We start from the raw sequence: 20204 nt of genomic DNA, 5'->3' as shown, positions 1-20204 counted from the left end.
CTGGAAGGGCTGCGCACTGCAATAGGCCCATGGACGCAGTGAGCGCCCGATAGTCACTAAGGCTTGCTGCCAGCCTTGCGCTGACGCAGCGCTTCAAACAGACAGACGCCGGTAGCAACCGAGACGTTGAGACTGCTGACACTGCCCGCCATGGGCAGCTTGACCAGGTAATCACAGTGCTCGCGAGTCAGCCGTCGCATGCCTTTACCTTCGGCCCCCATGACCAGCACTGTCGGCCCGGTCAGGTCATGTTCATAGAGTTCCTGTTCAGCCTCGCCGGCCGTGCCAACCACCCACAGACCGCGCTGCTGCAACTTCTCCAAACTGCGCGCCAGGTTGGTCACGGCCACCAACGGAATCACTTCCGCCGCACCGCAGGCCACCTTGCGCACGGTGGCATTCAAGGTGGCGGACTTATCCTTTGGCACAATCACCGCCAGCGCACCTGCGGCATCGGCAGTGCGCAGGCACGCCCCGAGATTATGCGGATCGGTCACACCGTCGAGCACCAGCAGCAGCGGCGCGCCCTCGGCGCGATCCAGCAACTCGTCCAGCATGGCTTCACCCCACACCTGACTGGGACTCACATCAGCCACAACGCCCTGGTGCACGCCCTCGACCCAGGCATCCATCTCGCGACGCTCACACTGACCAATGGTCACCCGCGCATCCGCTGCCAACCCAAGCAGGGCCTGCACCCGTGGGTCATTACGCCCTTCAGCCAGCCAGATCTGCTTGACCCGCTTCGGATGGTGACGCAACAACGCCTCTACCGCGTGCACACCGTAGATTTTTTCCAACTGAGTCATGACTTCGCCTTACGCTTGCGCGGCCCACCACTACTCGGCGCACCACCCGTGGTCCCCTTGCGATGGGCGCTCGGTTTACCCGCCTTGGCAGCCGGCCGGGCACTGTCACCCTTGCCAGCCGCACCACCTTTGGCCGGTTTGCCTTTCGACTCATTGAGCAAGGACTTCTTCAGCGCCCGGCTCTTTTCCACATCGGTGTTTCCCGGCGTTGCACGCTCGCTGCGGCGCCCGGTTTTGCCTGCCGCAGACTCGAAACCACCACGACGCGCCCCCGCCGGCATGGCTGTTTTGCCTTCGGCCAGTTCGAAATCGATCTTGCGCTCGTCAAGGTCAACACGCATGACCTTGACTTCAACGCTATCGCCTAGACGGAAACTACGGCCACTGCGCTCACCCGCCAGACGATGATGCACCGGATCGAAATGGTAGTAGTCGCCCGGCAAGGCAGTGACATGCACCAGGCCTTCGACATAGATGTCCTGCAACTCGACAAACAGGCCAAACCCCGTCACAGCCGTGATCACACCCGGGAACGTCTCGCCAACGCGATCCTTCATGAACTCGCACTTGAGCCAGTTCACCACATCACGGGTCGCCTCGTCAGCGCGTCGCTCGGACATCGAACACTGCTCGCCCAGCTGCTCAAGAATCGCATCATCATAAGGATAGATACGCGCCCGCGGCATTATCGCTGCGCCGGCACGCTTGACGTGCGGCGTATCGAGTTTGGAACGAATCACACTGCGAATCGCACGGTGAATCAGCAGATCAGGGTAGCGACGAATCGGCGAGGTGAAATGCGCATAGGCGTCGTAATTCAGGCCGAAGTGGCCCTGGTTGTCGGCGCTGTACACCGCCTGACTGAGCGAGCGCAGCATCACGGTCTGGATCAGGTGGTAATCCGGACGCTCGCGAATGCTTTCAAGCAGCAACTGGTAATCCTTCGGCGTCGGACCATCCTTGGACTTGCCACGATGCAGCGACAAGCCCAGTTCAGTGAGGAATGCCTTGAGTTTTTCCACGCGTTCCGGTGGCGGACCGTCATGCACCCGATAAAGCGCCGGAATCTCATGCTTCTGCATAAAGGCCGCCGTGGCGACGTTGGCAGCCAGCATGCATTCCTCGATCAACTTATGCGCATCGTTGCGCTGGGTCGGGCGAATCTCGGCGATCTTGCGCCCAGAGCCGAAGATGATGCGGGTCTCCTGAGTCTCAAAGTCGATAGCACCACGCTCATGGCGCGCCGCCAGCAATACCTGATACAGCGAATACAGCTGTTTGAGGTGCGGCAGCACCTCCTTATATTCGCCACGCAGGGCCTTGCCTTCGCTGCTTTTCGGCTGCTCAAGCATGGCGCTGACCTTGTTATAAGTCAGCCGCGCATGGGAGTGGATCACCGCTTCATAAAACTGATAATCGGTCATCTTGCCGGTTTTCGAGATACTGATCTCGCAAACCATGGCCAAACGGTCGACATGCGGGTTCAACGAACACAGGCCATTGGAAAGCTCTTCCGGCAGCATCGGGATGACCCGCTCGGGGAAGTACACCGAGTTGCCACGCACTTGCGCCTCAGCATCCAGCGCCGAATCGATCTTCACGTAGTGAGAAACGTCGGCAATGGCGACGTAAAGCTTCCAGCCTCCGGAAAACAGTCGCCAGTTACTGCCGTTCTTTTCGCAGTACACCGCGTCATCAAAGTCGCGAGCATCTTCACCGTCGATGGTGACGAACGGCAGATGGCGCAGATCAATGCGTTTCTCCTTGTCCTTCTCTTCCACTTCCGGCTTGAGCTTGCGCGCTTCTTTCACCACAGCTTCAGGCCAGACATGCGGGATGTCATAACTGCGCAGGGCAACATCGATTTCCATGCCCGGCGCCATGTAGTTACCGACGACCTCCACCACATCACCCTGCGGCTGGAAACGCGGCGTCGGCCAATGTGTGATTTTCACCTCAACAAACTGACCCTGTTTGGCACCGGCATTACGACCTGGGGTGACCAGCACTTCCTGCTGGATCTTGGGATTGTCGGCAACCACAAAGCCCACGCCGCTTTCTTCGTAGTAGCGCCCCACGATGCTTTCATGGGCACGGGCGATCACTTCAACAATCGCACCTTCGCGCCGCCCACGCCGGTCCAGGCCGGAAACCCGCGCCAGAGCACGGTCGCCATCGAACACCAGGCGCATTTGCGCTGGACTGAGAAACAGGTCATCGCTGCCGTCATCCGGCACCAGAAAGCCGAAGCCGTCACGGTGACCGCTGACGCGTCCGAGAATCAGGTCAAGCTTGTCGACTGGGGCATAAGTGCCGCGCCGGGTGTAGATCAACTGGCCGTCGCGCTCCATAGCACGCAAACGGCGACGCAGCGCTTCAAGCTGCTCATCACTGACCAGGCCGAATTCTTCGGCCAGCTCTTCACGGGCAGCAGCAGAGCCACGCTCGTCCAGGTGCTGGAGGATCAGTTCACGACTTGGAATGGGGTTTTCGTATTTTTCCGCTTCGCGAGCGGCCTCAGGATCGAGGGATTGCCAATCGGCCATTAGAGAGTGTTCGCCTTTTCTATATAGAGTCGGTTTGCCATGTGCCTATTGAAGCGCGAAAAAGCCCTCGGGGTCAGCTTTCCGCAACAATAATTTTTCGCGCTCAGGGCTTTACAAGGTAAAAGGGCGACCGTATAGTTCGCGCCCACAGCGTCGAGCAGACGTTGTAACACGGAAAAGATGAGCAATCATCGATTTCAGTGCCCAGGTGGCGGAATTGGTAGACGCGCTGGTTTCAGGTATCAGTGATCGCAAGATCGTGGAAGTTCGAGTCTTCTCCTGGGCACCAAATTCAAGAATCGAGTCCATAACTTGATTCCTGCAATAAACGGATGCAACGCTCCGTACCGGTAACGGTGAACATTGCTGCAGTGCCCAGGTGGCGGAATTGGTAGACGCGCTGGTTTCAGGTATCAGTGATCGCAAGGTCGTGGAAGTTCGAGTCTTCTCCTGGGCACCAAATTTCAAAAAGCCGAGTCAAGTACTCGGTTTTTTATTGCCTGCGATTTGCTCAGGTGTCCGCTGGCAGAGAACAGCACCCTGCGCCGCTAAACGCGGAACTGGCCCAGACTGGCCTTGAGCTTCTTCGCCAGGCCGTCCAGCACGCGCCCACTGCTGGCCGTTGCGGCCACCGCCTCGGCCGCACGCTGCGCCTCGACATGAATCACCTCAACCCGGCCACGCACCGCATCCGCGCCCTCGGCTTGATGGGCCGCCGCTTCGGTTGCAGCGTTGATCGCTCCATGCACCTCCTCAACCGCCGCCCGCACCGATTGCTGAACCCGCGCGCTTTCGCGCAGTGCGGCCAACCCCTGATCAGCCTGCTTACCAGCCTGACTGATCGCATCAACCGCCTCACGCGCCCCTTGCTGCAAGGCGCCGATATGGGTCTGGATATCACCAGTGGACTGCTGTGTCTTGCTCGCCAGTGCGCGCACTTCATCCGCCACCACAGCAAAGCCGCGCCCACTCTCGCCAGCCCGCGCCGCTTCGATGGCCGCATTCAGCGCCAGCAGGTTGGTCTGCTCGGCAATCGAGCGGATTACCGTCAACACCACCTCGATCTGCTCACTCTGCTTGGCCAGCCGCTCAATCACTGCCGCGCCGGTTTCCACTCGCTGCACCAACTCCTCAATCGAGCCACCCACGCGCAGAGCAATCGCCGCATTATCGTCCGCCGCCTGACGGATTGCCCCAACCCGCTGCAGGGCTTCGCGCATAGCCTGACTTTCGGCCTGAGCCTCACCAGCCATTTCCGCCAGCGCCTGCAGGCTACCGGCCACTTCATCGCGCTGACGCTCGGCCGCCGCCTCCGCCGCCGCACTGCGTGCGGCCAGATTGCCGATCTCCTGCCCAGTGAGTGATGCCACCTCACCCGCCTCACGCACAATCGGCTGCAACTTGGCGACGAAGCGATTGACCGCTGCCGCCATATCGCCAATCTCGTCACGACTCTTGAGTTCGACACGACGAGTCAGATCTCCTTCACCCGCCGCCCAGTCATTCAAAACAGCAATTAAGGTATGCAGCCTGCTGACCACTCGCCGCCCCAGCACCAGCGCCAACACCAACAGAATCAGCAGCGCCACGACCACCAGACCAATGCTGATGTTCCAGCGCAAACCAGACGCCGCCTGCTGAACCACCTGGCGACTGCTCTGTTCCATGTCACCAGCCGCCTCACGCGCCACATTCAGCCGCGCCGCCAGGGCGTCCGCACTGCTGGTGGCCGCACCACTCAAACTATCGGAAACCAGCTGCCCACTGCTGTCGATCAGGCTGACGAAACGCTGATCCAGCCTCGCCAGTTCCTCATCCACCGACGCAGTCGATACCCCCAGCAGGACCTTGCCGATATCCGACCCCATAGGACTGATAGTTGCCTCGGCGATATACACGCCCGAATCATTGGCGGCGGCTTGCAACACCTTATCCAGCGCGCCACCGCCCTCACCCTTGGCCATCAGCACACGGACGCGGGAATCCTGTCGATTGAGGTGACGTGTCAGGCGCTCACCCTGCGCATCAAGGTACACCGCAAACAGCACCGCCGGATTGCGATGCGCACCACGCACTAACTCGGTCAGCGCAGGCACATCGGCGTCCCAGATCGCCTTTGGTGCAACCGCCGAGAGCAGCAGTGCCAACTCATCAGCGGACCGCTTAAGGTTGCTGTCCAGTACACCGCGAATCTGCGCCTGCTCTTCAGCCAACCGCACGGAAAGGCCTTTGGCCAGCTGCGCCTGAGTACTGGCTGATAGACTGTCCAGCCCGCCGCGCACTTCATCACCAGCCTTGGCCAGCTCATCCACCAGACGCGCCGTATCGGCCTGCATGCCTTTGGCCAAATCCGCCTCAAGCGTCGCCACCGTGGCACGGGTCAACGCCACTGCCACGACAACCTGCATCAATAAAGCCACGCCAAGAGCCAAGAACACCGGCAACAACAAACGACTGCGCAGCACTGAAATAATGGCAAACACGGCAGACACTCCTGGCACGGTAATGCCTATAACGGCGGGAACGCTCATTTATAAAGGCTAGCTCGATTTTTTTTACGTGAGCCTTAAACGACAAAGGGTCGCCAATTGGCGACCCTTTGAGCACTTGATGTAACGGCTAGGCAAATGGATGGCGCAGCACAATAGTCTCGTTTCGGTCCGGACCCGTGGAGATGATATCGATCGGCGCACCGACCAACTCTTCCACACGACTAATATAAGCACGAGCAGCGGCTGGCAACTCATCAAGGGTTTTGGCACCCAGCGTGGATTCACTCCAACCCGACATTTCCTCGTAAACCGGCTGCAGGCCCAGATAGCTGTCAGCATCAGTCGGCGCATCAACCAGCACGTCGCCATTCTGGTCTTTATAGCCCACACAGATGCGGATGGTTTCCAGACCATCGAGGACGTCGAGCTTGGTCAGACACAGACCGGAGATGCTGTTGATCTCAATGGCGCGACGCAGGATCACGGCATCAAACCAACCGCAACGACGTGCGCGACCGGTGGTGGAGCCGAATTCGTGACCACGCTTGGCGAGGAACGCGCCAGTTTCGTCGAACAGCTCAGTCGGGAACGGACCGGAGCCTACACGAGTGGTGTAAGCCTTGGTGATACCGAGGATGTAATCCAGGTACATCGGACCAAAACCGGAACCCGTAGCGATACCGCCCGCCGTGGTGTTGGAGCTGGTGACGTAGGGGTAGGTACCGTGGTCAATGTCCAGCAGCGAGCCCTGGGCGCCTTCGAACATGATGTCCTTGCCCTCACGACGCATGTCGTGCAGCACAGCGGTCACGTCGGCCATCATCGGCTTGAGCAGCTCGGCGTATTCCATGCACTCGTCGAGCGTCTTCTGGAAGTCGATGGCAGGCTCTTTGTAGTAATTGACCAGTACGAAGTTGTGATAATCCAGCAGCTCGCCAAGCTTGGCAGCGAAACGCTCACGATGGAACAGATCACCAATGCGCAGACCGCGGCGCGCCACCTTGTCTTCGTATGCCGGGCCGATGCCACGGCCAGTGGTGCCGATCTTGGCATCGCCACGGGCTTTCTCACGCGCCTGATCGAGGGCCACGTGGTACGGCAGGATCAGCGGACAGGACGGACTGATACGCAAACGCTCGCGCACCGGCACACCCTTCTCTTCCAGCTTGATGATTTCACGCATCAGCGCATCGGGTGCAACCACCACGCCGTTGCCGATCAGACACTGCACGTTTTCGCGCAGGATGCCGGAGGGGATGAGGTGCAGAACGGTTTTCTCGCCGTCGATCACCAGGGTGTGGCCAGCATTGTGCCCCCCCTGATAACGCACAACAGCTGCAGCCTGTTCGGTCAGCAGGTCGACGATCTTGCCCTTGCCTTCATCGCCCCACTGGGTACCCAGGACTACGACATTCTTACCCATAACACTAACCCTCTTCGCAAACTTGATGCCGGCCAGAGCCGACGGAAACTTTTCGCACGACCGCTCAGGCTGTCAGCGCAGCCAATTGCCAGCGACCATCACGCAACAGCAGCTGACGATCACAGCCCGCAGCCTCGGCGTCAGCCGCGATCTGACCAGGCAATGCCTGAACCACGCGCTGACCGTCCCGACGCAAGCGCACAATCGCCTGCCACAAAAACACATCGTGGCTATCCGGAGCCCAGATACCAGCAGGCTCTTCCCCCAACTGCATATGCCCCAGGCTTACCAGGGTTTTCAGGTCGGTGGAGAAGCCTGTCGCCGGACGCGCCCGGCCAAAATCGGCACCGATGTCGTCATAACGGCCACCTTGGGCGATGGCATACCCCACGCCCGGGACAAAGGCCGCGAACACCACACCAGTGTGGTAGTGATAGCCGCGCAGCTCACCCAGGTCGAAGTACAGCGGTAATTCCGGGTAGCGCAAGCTAAGCGCATCGGCAATCGCCATCAGGTCATCCAGCGCAGCATGCACGTCGTCCGGCGCATCGATCAGGCAAGCCTGAGCCAGGTCCAGCACCTCACGACCACCGCACAGCTCACTGAGCGCGCGCAACATCTTGCGCAGGTCATCCGGCAGGGTTTCGGTCAGTTCAACGACCTCATCCATCGCCTTACGCTGCAGCGCATCGAACAGCTGCTGCTCGACCTCGCCAGACAGCTCTGCGGCGCGAGCCAGGCCGCGATAGATACCGACATGGCCAAGATCCATGTGCACATCCGGTACCGCCGCCAGCTCAAGGGTGTTGACCAGCAGACTGATCACTTCCACATCGCTGGCCGGACTAGCATCGCCATACAGTTCGGCACCCAGCTGAATCGGACTGCGCGACGTAGTCAGCGCACGCGGCTGGGCATGCACCACACTACCGGCATAGCACAGGCGGCTCGGACCTTCGCGGCGCAGGGTATGCGCATCAATGCGCGCCACCTGCGGCGTGATATCGGCACGAAAGCCCATCTGCCGGCCGGACAGCGGATCGGTTACTTTGAAAGTGCGCAGATCCAAGTCCTGCCCCGCGCCAGTCAGCAGCGATTCCAGGTACTCGATATGCGGAGTGACCACAAATTCATAGCCCCAGCGCTGGAACAGATCCAGCACCTGGCGGCGCGCCACTTCAATACGCCCTGCGTACGGTGGCAGTACTTCTTCGATGCCATCTGGCAGCAGCCAGCGGTCTACCGTTGCCATTTCGCCATTCCCCTCTTGAACCGGGCGGCACAAGCCTTCAGTGAAGCCAATAAAGAACGGTTGTTCCCAGCAGCATGCTGGCCAACCCCAGCAGACGCAGCCGCCTGTCAGACAACTGCATCAGTTGTAAAAGCGTGTCACGCCAACGGCGCGGATACAGGAAGGGCAGGATGCCTTCCAGCACCAGCACAAGACACAACGCGATGCCTAATTCCTGCCACATGCTTCCCACAGACGCAAAAAAGCCGGGATTTTCCCGGCTGCCGCATCATACCACGTTTTGCACAAGGGTCACCCCGACGGCTGCCCGCCGGGGTAACGACTTAGGGTTTTGAGGTTTCCAGATAACGGAAGAAGTCACTCTTCGGATCCAGCACCAGCACATCGCGCTTATCCGCGAAACTTTCGCGATAAGCCCTCAGGCTGCGATAGAACGAATAGAACTCCTGATCCATGCCATACGCCTTGGAATAAATCGCAGCAGCCTGGGCATCCCCCTCACCACGCAACTCTTCCGCCTGGCGATAGGCATCGGCCAGCAACACGCGACGCTGACGATCGGCGTCGGCGCGAATACCCTCGGCCAACTCCTTACCCTTAGCGCGGTGTTCGCGTGCTTCACGCTCACGCTCGGAGCTCATACGATCGAATACGCTACGGTTCACTTCCTTCGGCAGGTCGATGGCCTTGACGCGCACATCCACCACCTCGATACCCAGCTCTTTCTGCGCCGCACGATTCAGAGAAGCTGTCACATCCGCCATCAGTGCATCACGCTCACCCGACACTGACTCGTGCAAAGTACGCTTACCGAACTGGTCGCGCAGCGATGCCTCCAGACGACGCGCCAGACGCTCGTCGGCAATCTGCTTCATACCGGAGGTCGCGGTGTAATAACGCTCAGCATCCAGTACGCGCCATTTCGCAAAGGCATCCACCATCAGCGCTTTCTTTTCCAGCGTCAGAAAACGCGAGCTGGTGGAATCCAGTGTCAGCAGGCGGGCATCAAACTTGCGCACTTGGTTAACGTACGGAATCTTCACATGCAGCCCCGGCTGCACGTCCGGCTGCACGATACGACCGAACTGCAACAGAACCGCACGCTCAGTCTGCGCCACGATATAAAAGCTGTTCCAGGCGACCAAGGCCAAGACCACACCAACAATAAGAGCGATCAGCGATTTATTGCTCATCAGCGGCTCTCCCTTGTACGCAGCTCAACCTGTCGCGGATCGATGGTCACGCGCGCGCTGCTGGCATCAGCAGCACTGGCTGAACCAGAAATCGAGCTTGGCGCAGACGAAGCACGGCCATCAATCATCTTATCCAGCGGCAGATAGAGCAGGTTGTTCTGCCCCTTATCACCAGTCACCAACACCTTACTGGTATTCGTCATAAGCTCCTGCATGGTGTCCAGATAGAGGCGCTCACGCGTCACTTCCGGCGCTTTGCGGTACTCCGCAACCAGCGCAGTAAAACGATCAGCTTCACCCTGGGCACGGGAAACCACTTCATCACGGTAACCGTTGGCGTCTTCAATCAGGCGCTGCGCCTGCCCGCGAGCTTCCGGCACCACGCCATTGGCGTAGGTTTCCGCCTGGTTCTTCTCACGCTGCTCGTCTTCACGAGCGCGTATCACGTCATCGAAGGCTTCCTGCACTTCACGCGGCGCCGCCGCACTCTGCAGGTTGACCTGAGTAACCGCGATGCCTGTGCGGTAGTTGTCGAGGAAACGCTGCAAGCGATCCTTGACCTCACTGGCCATCAGTTCACGACCCTCGGTCAGCACCTGATCCATCTCGGTGGAGCCGACAACATGGCGTACGGCACTGTCAGTGGCATGCTGCAAACTGACCTCTGGCTGATCGACGTTCAGCACGAAGTCCTGCAGGTTGCTGATCCGATATTGCACAGTCAGCGGAACCTCGATGATATTTTCGTCTTCAGTCAACATCTGCCCTTGCTTGCTGTAAGCACGCTCGCGGGTGACGTTTTCCTGATATTTACGATCAATGGGCGGGAAATAGATGTTCAGGCCTGGCCCTACCGTCTCGTAGTATTTGCCGAAGCGCAGCACCACGGCCTGCTCCTGCTCATCAACCACATAGATAGCGCTGTACAGCCAGACTGCGGCCAACAGCCCCAGCCCCACAAACAGCAGGCCGAAACCGCCACCGTTGCCCGAGGAGCTAGCTTCGCCGCCTCGTTTTTTGCCGCCACCGAACAGCCCATTCAGGCTCTCCTGCAGCTTGCGGAAGGCCTCATCGATATCCGGCGGGCCCTTGCGATCACCGTTTTTCCGGCCGCCCCACGGGTCCTGATTATTCGAGTTGCCACCCGGCTCATTCCAAGCCATAGCGCTCTCCATCTGATAAAGCAAAGACGTGCCCACGGCACGCCCGCCAATGCTACAGAATGCATGCAATCAGCGGCAAAGTCGCTGACGCAGGCTTTATTGCAAAGTGTGTTGCTCGATAAATTCCTGCGGTACAAGACCTTCGCGGCTCACCAACCGGTTCAGCTCGATACGCGGCAGACGCACTGCCAACAAACTACAGCCATCTTCAGTGAAAGACTCACTCTGCACCACACCCAGAGCAAAGAACTGCGCCCGCATGCGCCCCAGACGCTGCGGCAACTGCAATGTACCGACAAACAGGTCGTCACCCAACAGCTCTGCAATCGCCTGCCGCAACAGAGGCAAACCGCGCCCATCACGCGCCGAGAGCCAGACCCGCTGTGGTTTGCCATCGGCATCACGCTGAATCTGCGGCTCCACGCCCTCGAGCAAGTCGAGCTTGTTATATACCTCAAGCATCGGCAATTCCTGGGCGCCGATCTCGCCCAGAACAGCCAGCACCTGCTCGATCTGCTGATCGCGCTCGGGCTCGTGAGAGTCGATCACGTGCAACAGCAGGTCAGAGTTGCTCGATTCTTCAAGGGTCGCGCGAAAGGCCTCGACCAGCTTGTGCGGCAGATGACGAATAAAGCCCACGGTATCAGCCAGCACAACCGGCCCCAGATCATCCAGTTCAAGACGACGCAGAGTGGGATCGAGGGTGGCAAACAACTGATCGGCCGCGTAAACGGCCGATGTGGTCAGGGTATTGAACAGCGTCGACTTGCCGGCGTTGGTGTAGCCCACCAATGACACCGAAGGAATATCCGCACGCTGACGACCACGCCGCGCCTGCTCACGCTGGCTGCGCACCTTTTCCAGTTTCTGCTTGATCTGGCGAATCCGGACGCGCAACAGGCGACGGTCGGTTTCCAGCTGGGTTTCACCCGGACCGCGCAGACCGATACCACCTTTCTGCCGCTCAAGGTGTGTCCAGCCGCGCACAAGCCGCGTACTCATGTGATCGAGCTGAGCCAGCTCGACCTGCAACTTGCCTTCATGGGTACGCGCACGCTGAGCAAAAATATCGAGAATCAGACCCGTACGATCCAGCACCCGACACTCAAAAGCGCGCTCAAGGTTGCGTTCCTGACTGGGGGTAAGCACATGGTTGAAGATAACCAGGTCAGCCTCAGCGGCCTTTACCTGATCACGCAGCTCTTCAACTTTGCCGCTACCGATCAGGTACTTGGCGGTCAGCCGATTACTCGGAATGCTGAAAAACGCGACAGTCTCAGCGCCGGCCGAAAGTGCCAGCTCCTGAAACTCCTGCGGGTCTTCGCGCACCTCGGAATTTTGGCCGTCCAGATGAACCAGAATGGCCCGCTCTCCACCTTCATGGCGCTCGAAGAACAATGCAGCCTCCTAAATCAGGCGTTACCCGGTTCAGCGTCAGCTTGCTCGGTTTCGCTTGCGCTCGGCAGACGCACCGGACGGCTAGGCACCACAGTGGAAATAGCGTGTTTGTAGACCATCTGGCTGACAGTGTTTTTCAGCAAAATCACGAACTGGTCGAAGGATTCAATCTGGCCTTGCAGCTTGATGCCGTTGACCAGATAGATGGAAACCGGGACGCGTTCCTTACGCAAGGTATTCAGGTAAGGGTCTTGTAGCGAATGCCCTTTTGACATGTGCCGCACTCCTTTAAGGATCAATTTTCAATATTTTTTAGTAAACCAACGAACGGCTTAGGGCCGTCATACCCCCAAGAGTAGACGGCCAATGGCAAGGTCTCAGGTCAATATGGAGACCGCAGCCAGGCATTTCAAGGCGCGCGGCAGATTGTCGCAAGCTGCACTATCAAACCAATGTATGCCAGGCTGCCAACCCCGTAACCAGGTGAATTGCCGTTTGGCCAGCTGGCGCGTGGCGATAATGCCACGTTCCTGCATCTGTTCGGCACTGAGGTTGCCGTCTAGATAATCCCAAACCTGACGATATCCCACCGCTCGTATAGACGGCAGGCCGACGTGCAAGTCACTTCGTTGACGCAGGCGTTCGACCTCGGCCACCAGCCCCTGCTCCAGCATCGACTTAAATCGCAGAGCAATTCGCTCGTGCAACAACTGCCTCTGTGCCGGCGCAATGGCTAATTGCGCCACAGTATAGGGGAATTGGCGCGCTGCCGATGCGCCAGCCGCAGTATTTTCTGCCGCCTGACGCTGGCGATGAACGGTCATGCTTTGCCCGCTGACACGATAGACCTCAAGGGCGCGAATCAAGCGCTGCGGGTCATTGGGGTGGATACGCGCAGCCGACTCCGGATCGACCGCACGCAACTCGGCATGCAGCACCTCCCAACCTTCGGCCTGGGCGCGCACCTCCAGCTCGGCGCGCAACGCTGCATCGGCACTGGGCATGTCGGCCAGACCGTCAAGCAATGCCTTGAAATACAACATGGTGCCGCCCACCAGCAGCGGAATACGTCCGCGCGCAGTGATTTCGGCCATGGCCGCCAGGGCATCAGCACGAAATTCGGCCGCCGAATAGCTCTCGGCCGGGTCACGAATATCGATTAGGCGATGGGGAAACTCGGCCAGCGTGGCCTTATCCGGCTTGGCAGTACCGATATCCATATCACGGTAGATCAGCGCCGAATCCACGCTAATCAACTCACATGGCAGCACGCGTGCCAACTCGATGGCCAGGTCGGTCTTGCCGGCTGCAGTCGGCCCCATGAGAAAAATCGCCGGAGGCAGGCGCTCGGACATGCTTATAACTCTCTAAATGGCGCGGCGCTTAGCAGGCCGTTAAACATGCAGGCGGGGCAGCCGAGATAAGGCAAAAAACAGGCAAAAAATGAGCTTATTACTGTAAATGAGCATTATGAGCCTGCTTTTAACGCCACATCGGCAACGCTGCTAGCTTTCAACGGACGGCTAGCGGCCGCGCAGGAACAGTTTATCCAGGTCATCCATGCCCATCTGCGCCCAGGTCGGACGCCCATGGTTGCACTGGCCGCTGCGCTCGGTGTGTTCCATATCGCGCAGCAAGGCATTCATTTCCGGCAGGGTCAGGCGCCGGTTGGCGCGCACGGCGCCGTGGCAAGCCATGGTGCCGAGCAGCTCATTGAGGTGTGCCTGAATGCGGTCGGTGGTGCCGTATTCGAGCAGATCCCCCAGTACATCCTGAACCAGACGCGTCGCTTCGGCCTGTTTGAGCAGTGCAGGAGTCTGGCGGATTGCCAAGGTTTCAGGCCCCAGACGCTGCAGTTCAAAGCCGAGTTTCTGGAACAACTCGGCATGCTCTTCGGCGCAATCGGCCTCGCGCTGACTCACGGCAATCGACTCCGGCACCAACAGCGGCTGGCCGCGCAGGCCTTCACTGGCCATGGCCACTTTAAGCCGCTCGTAGGTGATGCGCTCATGGGCGGCATGCATATCCACCACCACCAACCCCTGGACGTTCTCGGCAAGTATATAGATGCCCTTGAGCTGGGCGATGGCATAGCCGAGGGGCGGAATATCGCCCTGCGTATCCGGCAGGGCAGCGGAAACCGGCGCAGTAGCCATCGGCGAGAAAAACTCACGATAGACACCCTGGGCTTCGGCGGCCGGCAAGCCCGCTTCCGCACGAGCGCCTTGATAGCCAGCACCCGGCGACCGCCATACTGAGGCGCTGGGTGCTGGCTGCAATAGACTGGCGGCCAAGCCGATTTCACCCTGCGGGCCAAACTCGCCCGCCGCCTGGCCGGTAGGGCGCAGCATCTCGTTGACCGTCGCAGGGGCCGCCAGCTGATCCTCCGGACGCACCTCGCCTAATGCGCGATGCAGCGTGCCGTAGAGGAAGTCATGAACCATGCGCCCATCACGGAAGCGCACTTCATGCTTGGTCGGGTGCACATTGACATCGACAACCGACGGGTCGATTTCCAGAAACAGCACAAAGGTCGGATGACGACCGTTGAACAGCACGTCGCGATAAGCCTGGCGCACAGCATGGGCGACCAACTTGTCACGCACCATGCGGCCATTCACATAGAAATACTGCAGATCCGCCTGACTACGGGAAAACGTCGGCAAGCCCACCCAGCCCCACAGATGCAGACCATTGCGCTCAATATCGATGGGCAGCGCCTGCTCTAAAAAAGCCGGACCACAAACCGAAGCCACCCGCCGCGCGCGGCTCTGTTCATCCGGTGCCTCATGCAGGCCGAGCACCGTCTTGCCGTTGTGACGCAGATGGAAGGCCACATCGAAGCGCGCCAGGGCCAGGCGCTTGATCACTTCCTGCAGGTGATCGAATTCGGTCTTTTCAGTCTTGAGAAACTTGCGCCGCGCCGGGGTGTTGAAGAACAGGTCGCGCACTTCCACCGAGGTGCCGACCGGATGCGCCGCAGGCTGCACCCGCGGCTGCATATCGCGGCCTTCGGTTTCCACCTGCCAGGCCTGCTCGGCACCCTCGGTGCGTGAAGTCAGGGTCAGGCGTGCAACGGAGCTGATCGACGCCAGTGCCTCACCGCGAAAGCCTAGACTCATCACCTGCTCGAGATCTTCCAGCTCGCGGATCTTGCTGGTGGCGTGGCGGGCCAGCGCCAGGGGCAAGTCATCCGGGGAGATACCGCTGCCGTTGTCGCGCACCTTGAGCAGCTTGACGCCGCCCTGCTCGACATCCACTTCGATGCGCCGGGCGCCGGAGTCCAGGCTATTTTCTAACAGTTCCTTGATTACCGAGGCCGGGCGCTCAACCACCTCACCGGCAGCAATCTGGTTCGCCAGCCGCGGGCTGAGCAGCTGGATACGTGCGGCCTCACTCATGGCTGCGCAGCCAGAGCAGTGGCAGGAATCTGCAAACGCTGACCAACCTTGATCACATCATTTTTCAGTGCATTGGCATTGCGTAATGCCCCCAGGCTGACCTGATAGCGCTGCGCAATCAGCGCCAAGCTTTCGCCAGAGCTGACCACATGCTCGCGCGGGCCGAGGGCAATCTTGCCGTTGTCACGCAGCCAAGCCACGTGAGTGCCTGGCGGTGGGTTTTCATGGAAGAACTGCCGCACGCCCGTGACGATCGAGCGCGCCAGCGCTTGCTGATGGCTGGCGCTGGACAGTTTGCGGGCTTCATTGGGATTGGAGATAAACCCGGTCTCCACCAGGATCGATGGAATATCCGGCGACTTCAGCACCATAAAGCCGGCCTGCTCCACCCGCCGTTTATGCAGCGGCGTCACCCGGCCCATATTGCCCAGCACCTTGTTGCCGACGTTCAGGCTGGATGACAACGACGCCGTCATCGACAGGTCGAGCAGTACCCCGGCGAGCATCTTGTCCTTGTCGTCCAGGCTGACGTTGCCGGCACCGCCGATCAGGTCCGACTGGTTCTCCGCATCGGCCAGCCAGCGCGCGGTCTCCGACGTGGCGCCACGATCTGACAGGGCATACACCGACGCACCGAATGCAGCCGCTCGGGGTGCAGCGTCGGCATGGATGGAAACAAACAGGTCAGCGCCCTTCTTGCGGGCAATCTCGGTGCGTTTGCGCAACGGGATAAAGTAATCACCCGTACGCACCAATTCGGCACGGAAGCCCTTCTCGGCGTTGATCTGCCGCTGCAGTTCCTTGGAGATCGCCAGTGTCACATGCTTTTCATACTGACCTTTGACCGGCGACAACGCACCTGGGTCTTCACCGCCGTGGCCGGCGTCGATGGCAATCACGATATCGCGCTTGCCGTTGGGCACGGGCGTCAGCTTCGGCGGAGCCTGAGTCGGCGTTACCGGCACCTGAGGCGCGGTCGCCACGGTTGTGGCGGGCAGACTGGGTGCCGCGCCGCTGTCCTGATCGAACAAGTCAACCACCAGACGATGGCCGTACTGCTGATTGGGGGCCAGGGTAAAGCTTTTTGGCGTGACCGCTGCTGACAGGTCAATCACCACGCGCAGGTCATCTGGCGTGCGCTGCGCCGAGCGCACGCCGGTGATCGGAGTGTTGCTCAGGGTCAGCTGATCAAAACTGGTGGCCAGCTTGGCGCCGCTGACGTCAATGACAATGCGATTGGGCGCGGACAGTAGGAAAACGCTGTGCTGCACCGGACCGGACAGGTCAAACACCAGGCGGGTGTTGTCCGGCGCACGCCATAGCCGAACGCTGCGCACATCCGAAGCGGCCATTACATCGGCGGCCAAGGCGGCCAATGCCACTCCAATTGCGATGAAACGCGCGCCTATGCGCATAGCCAACCCCATTTCAAATTCATGCCCCGACGGCCAAAGTGGCGCACCAGGCGTTGCCGCGTTCGCCTTGCGCCTGCAAATGCAGCGCCCGGCCGGCTCCATGCGGGCTAATGGTAATGTCCATGTCCGCCTTTGGCAAAACGCCTGCGCCGCGTTGCGGCCACTCGACCAGACACAGTGCATCGCCGTCGAAATAGTCACGAATGCCGAGAAACTCCAGTTCCTCGGGATCAACCAAACGGTACAGATCGAAGTGATAGGCCCGTACTGCACCTAACTCATAGGGTTCGACCAGGGTAAAGGTCGGGCTTTTTACCGCCCCCACATGCCCCAGCCCACGGATGATGCCGCGCGACAAGGTGGTTTTACCGGCACCGAGATCGCCATGCAGGTAGATCACCCCAACGCCGCCGGTCGCCTCGGCGATGCGCGCGCCCAGCGCCAGCATCGCGTCCTCATCGGCGACAAACAGTTCTAATTCAGACATGCAGACTGCTCCTGCAACAATTCACGAATAACCGCACACAAATCACTGGCAGCCAGACCTCGCCCCTGCAGCGCCAACTGCTCACCCGCACAGGCATGCAGATAGACCGCCAACTGAGCCGCCTCCAGCGCAGGCAGACCCTGAGCCAGCAGCGCACCGACCAAACCGGCCAACACATCACCCAAGCCAGCACCGGCCATGGCGGGATGGCCGCGATCACACAACCACAAACCACCATCCGGCGCAGCAATCAGGCTGCCCGCGCCTTTCAGCACGCATACCGTTTGATAGCGCCGCGACAGTGCGCGCACGGCCGCCGGACGATCAGCCTGCACCTCGGCCGCGCTGATACCCAGCAAGCGTGCGGCCTCGCCAGGGTGTGGCGTCAGCACGACGCCCGCCGGTAATTGAACCAGCCCCTGAGCCAACAGATTCAGCGCATCGGCATCCCAAACCTGTGCCCCCGAACTGACCGCTGCAGCCGACAGCAGACTGCGCCCCCAAGCGCCCTGCCCTAGCCCCGGCCCGACTACCCAAACACTGACGTTCGCGCCCAGCGCCAGCAGCTGATTGGCTGAGACCACGCCAGCCGCCATCACTTCGGGCAAGCGCGCCTGCGCCGCAGACAAATGCTCACCACGCGTCGCCAGGCTGACCATCCCGGCCCCGGCGCGCAGCGCGCTTTGCGCCGCCAGCAAGCCCGCACCGGCAAAGCCATGATCGCCCCCCACTACTAGCACATGGCCCAGCTGCCCCTTGTGCACATTGCGCGAACGCGCCGGCAATTGCGGCAAACTGGCCGGTGTCAGGCGGTGTGCGGTAAAGGCCTGAACAGCGACCAGGGCCGCGTCGGCCTGCAGATCATCAAACCGCAACTCGCCTAGATAATCTGCCGACTGCCCGGCAAACAGGCCCAGCTTCAGACCGATCAGGGTAACCGTCAGCTGTGCGCACACGGCGACGCCCAACACCTGACCAGTATCGGCGCAGAGCCCGGACGGAATGTCCACCGCCAGCACCGGCAGGCCACAGGCATTCAACAACCGGATGGCCTGGGCATAGGGTTCACGCACTGCGCCTTGCAAGCCCGTGCCGAGCAGGGCATCGAGCACCACGCCCTGCAGCTCGGCGCATTCGCTCCAGGGCTGCACCACCACCCCGGCGGTCAGCGCCTGATCGCGGGCCAACGCGGCATCGCCCTGCAGCTGCGCGGCATCACCGACCGCCAGCACCCGCACTCGCCAACCCGCACGCAGGGCCAACGCGGCTACCAGGTAGCCGTCACCGGCGTTATTACCGCACCCAGCCAGCACCGTCAGCACGCCCGCATCCGGCCAGCGCCTACGCAGGGCACGCCAGATGGCATGCGCGGCGCGGCCCATCAGTTCGAAACCCGGCGTGCCGGCAGCGATCAATCGCGCATCCAGCTCGCGCACTTGGGCGGCGCTGTACAGCGGCAGAGGAAGATTGTCAGGCGAATGCAGCATGCGTCGGCTCCGATGTCTGGCAGAATTATACCCACCTGCGCCCCGGTTACCCGCCTTCATATGAATACTGACACCCTTGACCTCGCCGCCCTCGCCCAGTCGATCAAAGACTGGGGCCGCGAGCTGGGCTTTCAGCAGGTCGGTATTGCCGATGTGCAACTGGGCGAGCACGAAGCGCACCTGCAGCGCTGGCTGGATGCGGGCTACCAGGGTGAGATGGACTATATGGCCGCCCACGGCAGCAAACGCTCCCACCCGGATGAACTGGTGCCCGGCACCCTGCGCGTGGTGTCGCTGCGCATGGACTACCTGCCCGGCGACACGCAGATGGCTCAGCGCCTCGCCCAGCCGGAGAAGGCCTACGTGTCGCGCTACGCCCTGGGCCGCGATTATCACAAGCTGATCCGCAAACGCCTGCAACAACTGGCCGAACGCATCCAGCAGCAGATCGGCCCGTTCGGCTACCGCGCCTTTGTCGACAGCGCGCCAGTACTGGAAAAGGCCATCGCCGAACAGGCCGGGCTTGGCTGGATCGGCAAGAACACCCTGGTACTCAACCGCAAGGCCGGCAGCTACTTCTTCCTCGGCGAGCTGTTTGTCGACCTGCCACTGCCGGTGGATGAGCCCCATGCCACGGAACACTGCGGGCGCTGCACCGCCTGCATGGATATCTGCCCGACCGCCGCCTTTGTCGGCCCCTATGTGCTGGACGCGCGGCGCTGCATTTCCTACCTAACCATCGAACTCAAGGGGTCTATACCAGAGGAACTGCGCGCACCTATCGGCAACCGGGTATTCGGCTGTGACGACTGCCAGATGGTCTGCCCGTGGAACCGCTTTGCCAAACCCACCGAGCAGAACGACTTCCAGCCGCGCCACAGCCTGGACAATGCCGAGCTGGCCGAACTGTTCGGCTGGAGCGAAGAGGAGTTTCTCAGCCGCACTGAAGGCTCGCCGCTGCGCCGTGCCGGCTACGAGCGCTGGCTGCGCAACCTGGCCGTTGGCCTGGGCAATGCGCCGTCCAGCATCCCGGTGCTGGAAGCACTCAAAGCGCGCCGCGAGCACCCTTCCGAGTTAGTACGTGAGCATGTCGAATGGGCGCTGGCCCGCCACGGCCTGTAACCGGGCAGGTATAAAA

16 protein-coding genes and 2 tRNA genes are annotated in these 20204 nt (G+C 60.6%); 3 read left to right on the top strand and 15 right to left on the bottom strand.

Going from position 1 to position 20204, the window contains the following annotated elements; all coding sequences use genetic code 11:
• Window positions 1-56: 56 nt before the first annotated feature.
• Entirely contained in the window at window positions 57-809 is a 753-nt protein-coding gene (gene rlmB / locus DBR00_RS05495) for a 23S rRNA (guanosine(2251)-2'-O)-methyltransferase RlmB (RefSeq protein WP_108485749.1), read from the bottom strand.
• Window positions 806-3355, bottom strand: coding sequence for a ribonuclease R (rnr, locus tag DBR00_RS05490; protein WP_108485750.1), 2550 nt, complete (start codon window positions 3353-3355; stop codon window positions 806-808). The genes rlmB and rnr overlap by 4 nt, the downstream gene beginning before the upstream one ends.
• 202 nt (window positions 3356-3557) lie before the next feature.
• On the opposite strand from rnr, the gene DBR00_RS05485 reads away from it, so the two are divergent.
• Window positions 3558-3644, top strand: a tRNA-Leu gene (locus DBR00_RS05485).
• An 84-nt stretch (window positions 3645-3728) separates the two neighbouring features.
• Window positions 3729-3815, top strand: a tRNA-Leu gene (locus DBR00_RS05480).
• Window positions 3816-3903: 88 nt separating this feature from the next.
• On the opposite strand, the gene DBR00_RS05475 is transcribed toward DBR00_RS05480, so the two are convergent.
• The 13 genes from DBR00_RS05475 to DBR00_RS05415 all read right to left on the bottom strand — a co-directional run bounded on the left by DBR00_RS05475 (window position 3904) and on the right by DBR00_RS05415 (window position 19066).
• The gene (locus tag DBR00_RS05475) at window positions 3904-5838 is read right to left on the bottom strand and encodes a methyl-accepting chemotaxis protein (RefSeq protein WP_108485751.1); all 1935 of its coding nucleotides are present in this window, start codon (window positions 5836-5838) and stop codon (window positions 3904-3906) included.
• Between the two features lie 136 nt (window positions 5839-5974).
• Window positions 5975-7270, bottom strand: coding sequence for an adenylosuccinate synthase (locus DBR00_RS05470; protein WP_108485752.1), 1296 nt, complete (start codon window positions 7268-7270; stop codon window positions 5975-5977).
• Between the two features lie 64 nt (window positions 7271-7334).
• Window positions 7335-8522, bottom strand: a complete 1188-nt coding sequence (locus DBR00_RS05465; protein ID WP_108485753.1) for an ATP phosphoribosyltransferase regulatory subunit — start codon at window positions 8520-8522, stop codon at window positions 7335-7337.
• Window positions 8523-8559: 37 nt separating this feature from the next.
• Complete coding sequence (locus DBR00_RS05460) at window positions 8560-8745, bottom strand: DUF2065 domain-containing protein (protein ID WP_108485754.1); 186 nt, start codon at window positions 8743-8745, stop codon at window positions 8560-8562.
• A 100-nt stretch (window positions 8746-8845) separates the two neighbouring features.
• A complete protein-coding gene (gene hflC, locus DBR00_RS05455) occupies window positions 8846-9715 on the bottom strand; it encodes a protease modulator HflC (RefSeq protein ID WP_108485755.1) in 870 nt (289 codons plus the stop codon).
• Window positions 9715-10878 carry an FtsH protease activity modulator HflK gene (hflK, locus tag DBR00_RS05450; protein WP_108485756.1) on the bottom strand — a complete coding sequence of 388 codons (1164 nt, stop codon included), beginning with the start codon at window positions 10876-10878 and terminating at the stop codon, window positions 9715-9717. Before hflK ends, hflC begins: the two co-directional genes overlap by 1 nt.
• A gap of 96 nt (window positions 10879-10974) precedes the next feature.
• Complete coding sequence (hflX, locus tag DBR00_RS05445; protein ID WP_108485757.1) at window positions 10975-12276, bottom strand: ribosome rescue GTPase HflX; 1302 nt, start codon at window positions 12274-12276, stop codon at window positions 10975-10977.
• 14 nt (window positions 12277-12290) lie between these two features.
• Window positions 12291-12551: an RNA chaperone Hfq gene (gene hfq, locus DBR00_RS05440; RefSeq protein WP_069519647.1), complete on the bottom strand. Its 261-nt coding sequence runs from the start codon at window positions 12549-12551 to the stop codon at window positions 12291-12293.
• Between the two features lie 102 nt (window positions 12552-12653).
• Window positions 12654-13631 (bottom strand): tRNA (adenosine(37)-N6)-dimethylallyltransferase MiaA, encoded by a 978-nt coding sequence (gene miaA, locus DBR00_RS05435; RefSeq protein WP_108485758.1) that lies wholly within the window; start codon window positions 13629-13631, stop codon window positions 12654-12656.
• 168 nt (window positions 13632-13799) lie between these two features.
• The gene (gene mutL / locus DBR00_RS05430; protein WP_108485759.1) at window positions 13800-15677 is read right to left on the bottom strand and encodes a DNA mismatch repair endonuclease MutL; all 1878 of its coding nucleotides are present in this window, start codon (window positions 15675-15677) and stop codon (window positions 13800-13802) included.
• Window positions 15674-17104 carry an N-acetylmuramoyl-L-alanine amidase gene (locus DBR00_RS05425; RefSeq protein ID WP_371920617.1) on the bottom strand — a complete coding sequence of 477 codons (1431 nt, stop codon included), beginning with the start codon at window positions 17102-17104 and terminating at the stop codon, window positions 15674-15676. Before DBR00_RS05425 ends, mutL begins: the two co-directional genes overlap by 4 nt.
• A 7-nt stretch (window positions 17105-17111) precedes the next feature.
• Entirely contained in the window at window positions 17112-17579 is a 468-nt protein-coding gene (tsaE, locus tag DBR00_RS05420; RefSeq protein ID WP_108485760.1) for a tRNA (adenosine(37)-N6)-threonylcarbamoyltransferase complex ATPase subunit type 1 TsaE, read from the bottom strand.
• A complete protein-coding gene (locus tag DBR00_RS05415) occupies window positions 17567-19066 on the bottom strand; it encodes an NAD(P)H-hydrate dehydratase (protein WP_108485761.1) in 1500 nt (499 codons plus the stop codon). The genes tsaE and DBR00_RS05415 overlap by 13 nt, the downstream gene beginning before the upstream one ends.
• A gap of 60 nt (window positions 19067-19126) precedes the next feature.
• Here DBR00_RS05415 and queG point away from each other — a divergent pair, with 60 nt between their 5' ends.
• Window positions 19127-20188, top strand: coding sequence for a tRNA epoxyqueuosine(34) reductase QueG (gene queG / locus DBR00_RS05410; RefSeq protein WP_108485762.1), 1062 nt, complete (start codon window positions 19127-19129; stop codon window positions 20186-20188).
• The last annotated feature ends 16 nt before the right edge of the window (window positions 20189-20204 follow it).

This window comes from Pseudomonas sp. HMWF032, from assembly GCF_003060885.1.
Lineage (GTDB): Bacteria > Pseudomonadota > Gammaproteobacteria > Pseudomonadales > Pseudomonadaceae > Aquipseudomonas.
This window is presented reverse-complemented; position numbering and strand designations above follow the sequence as displayed.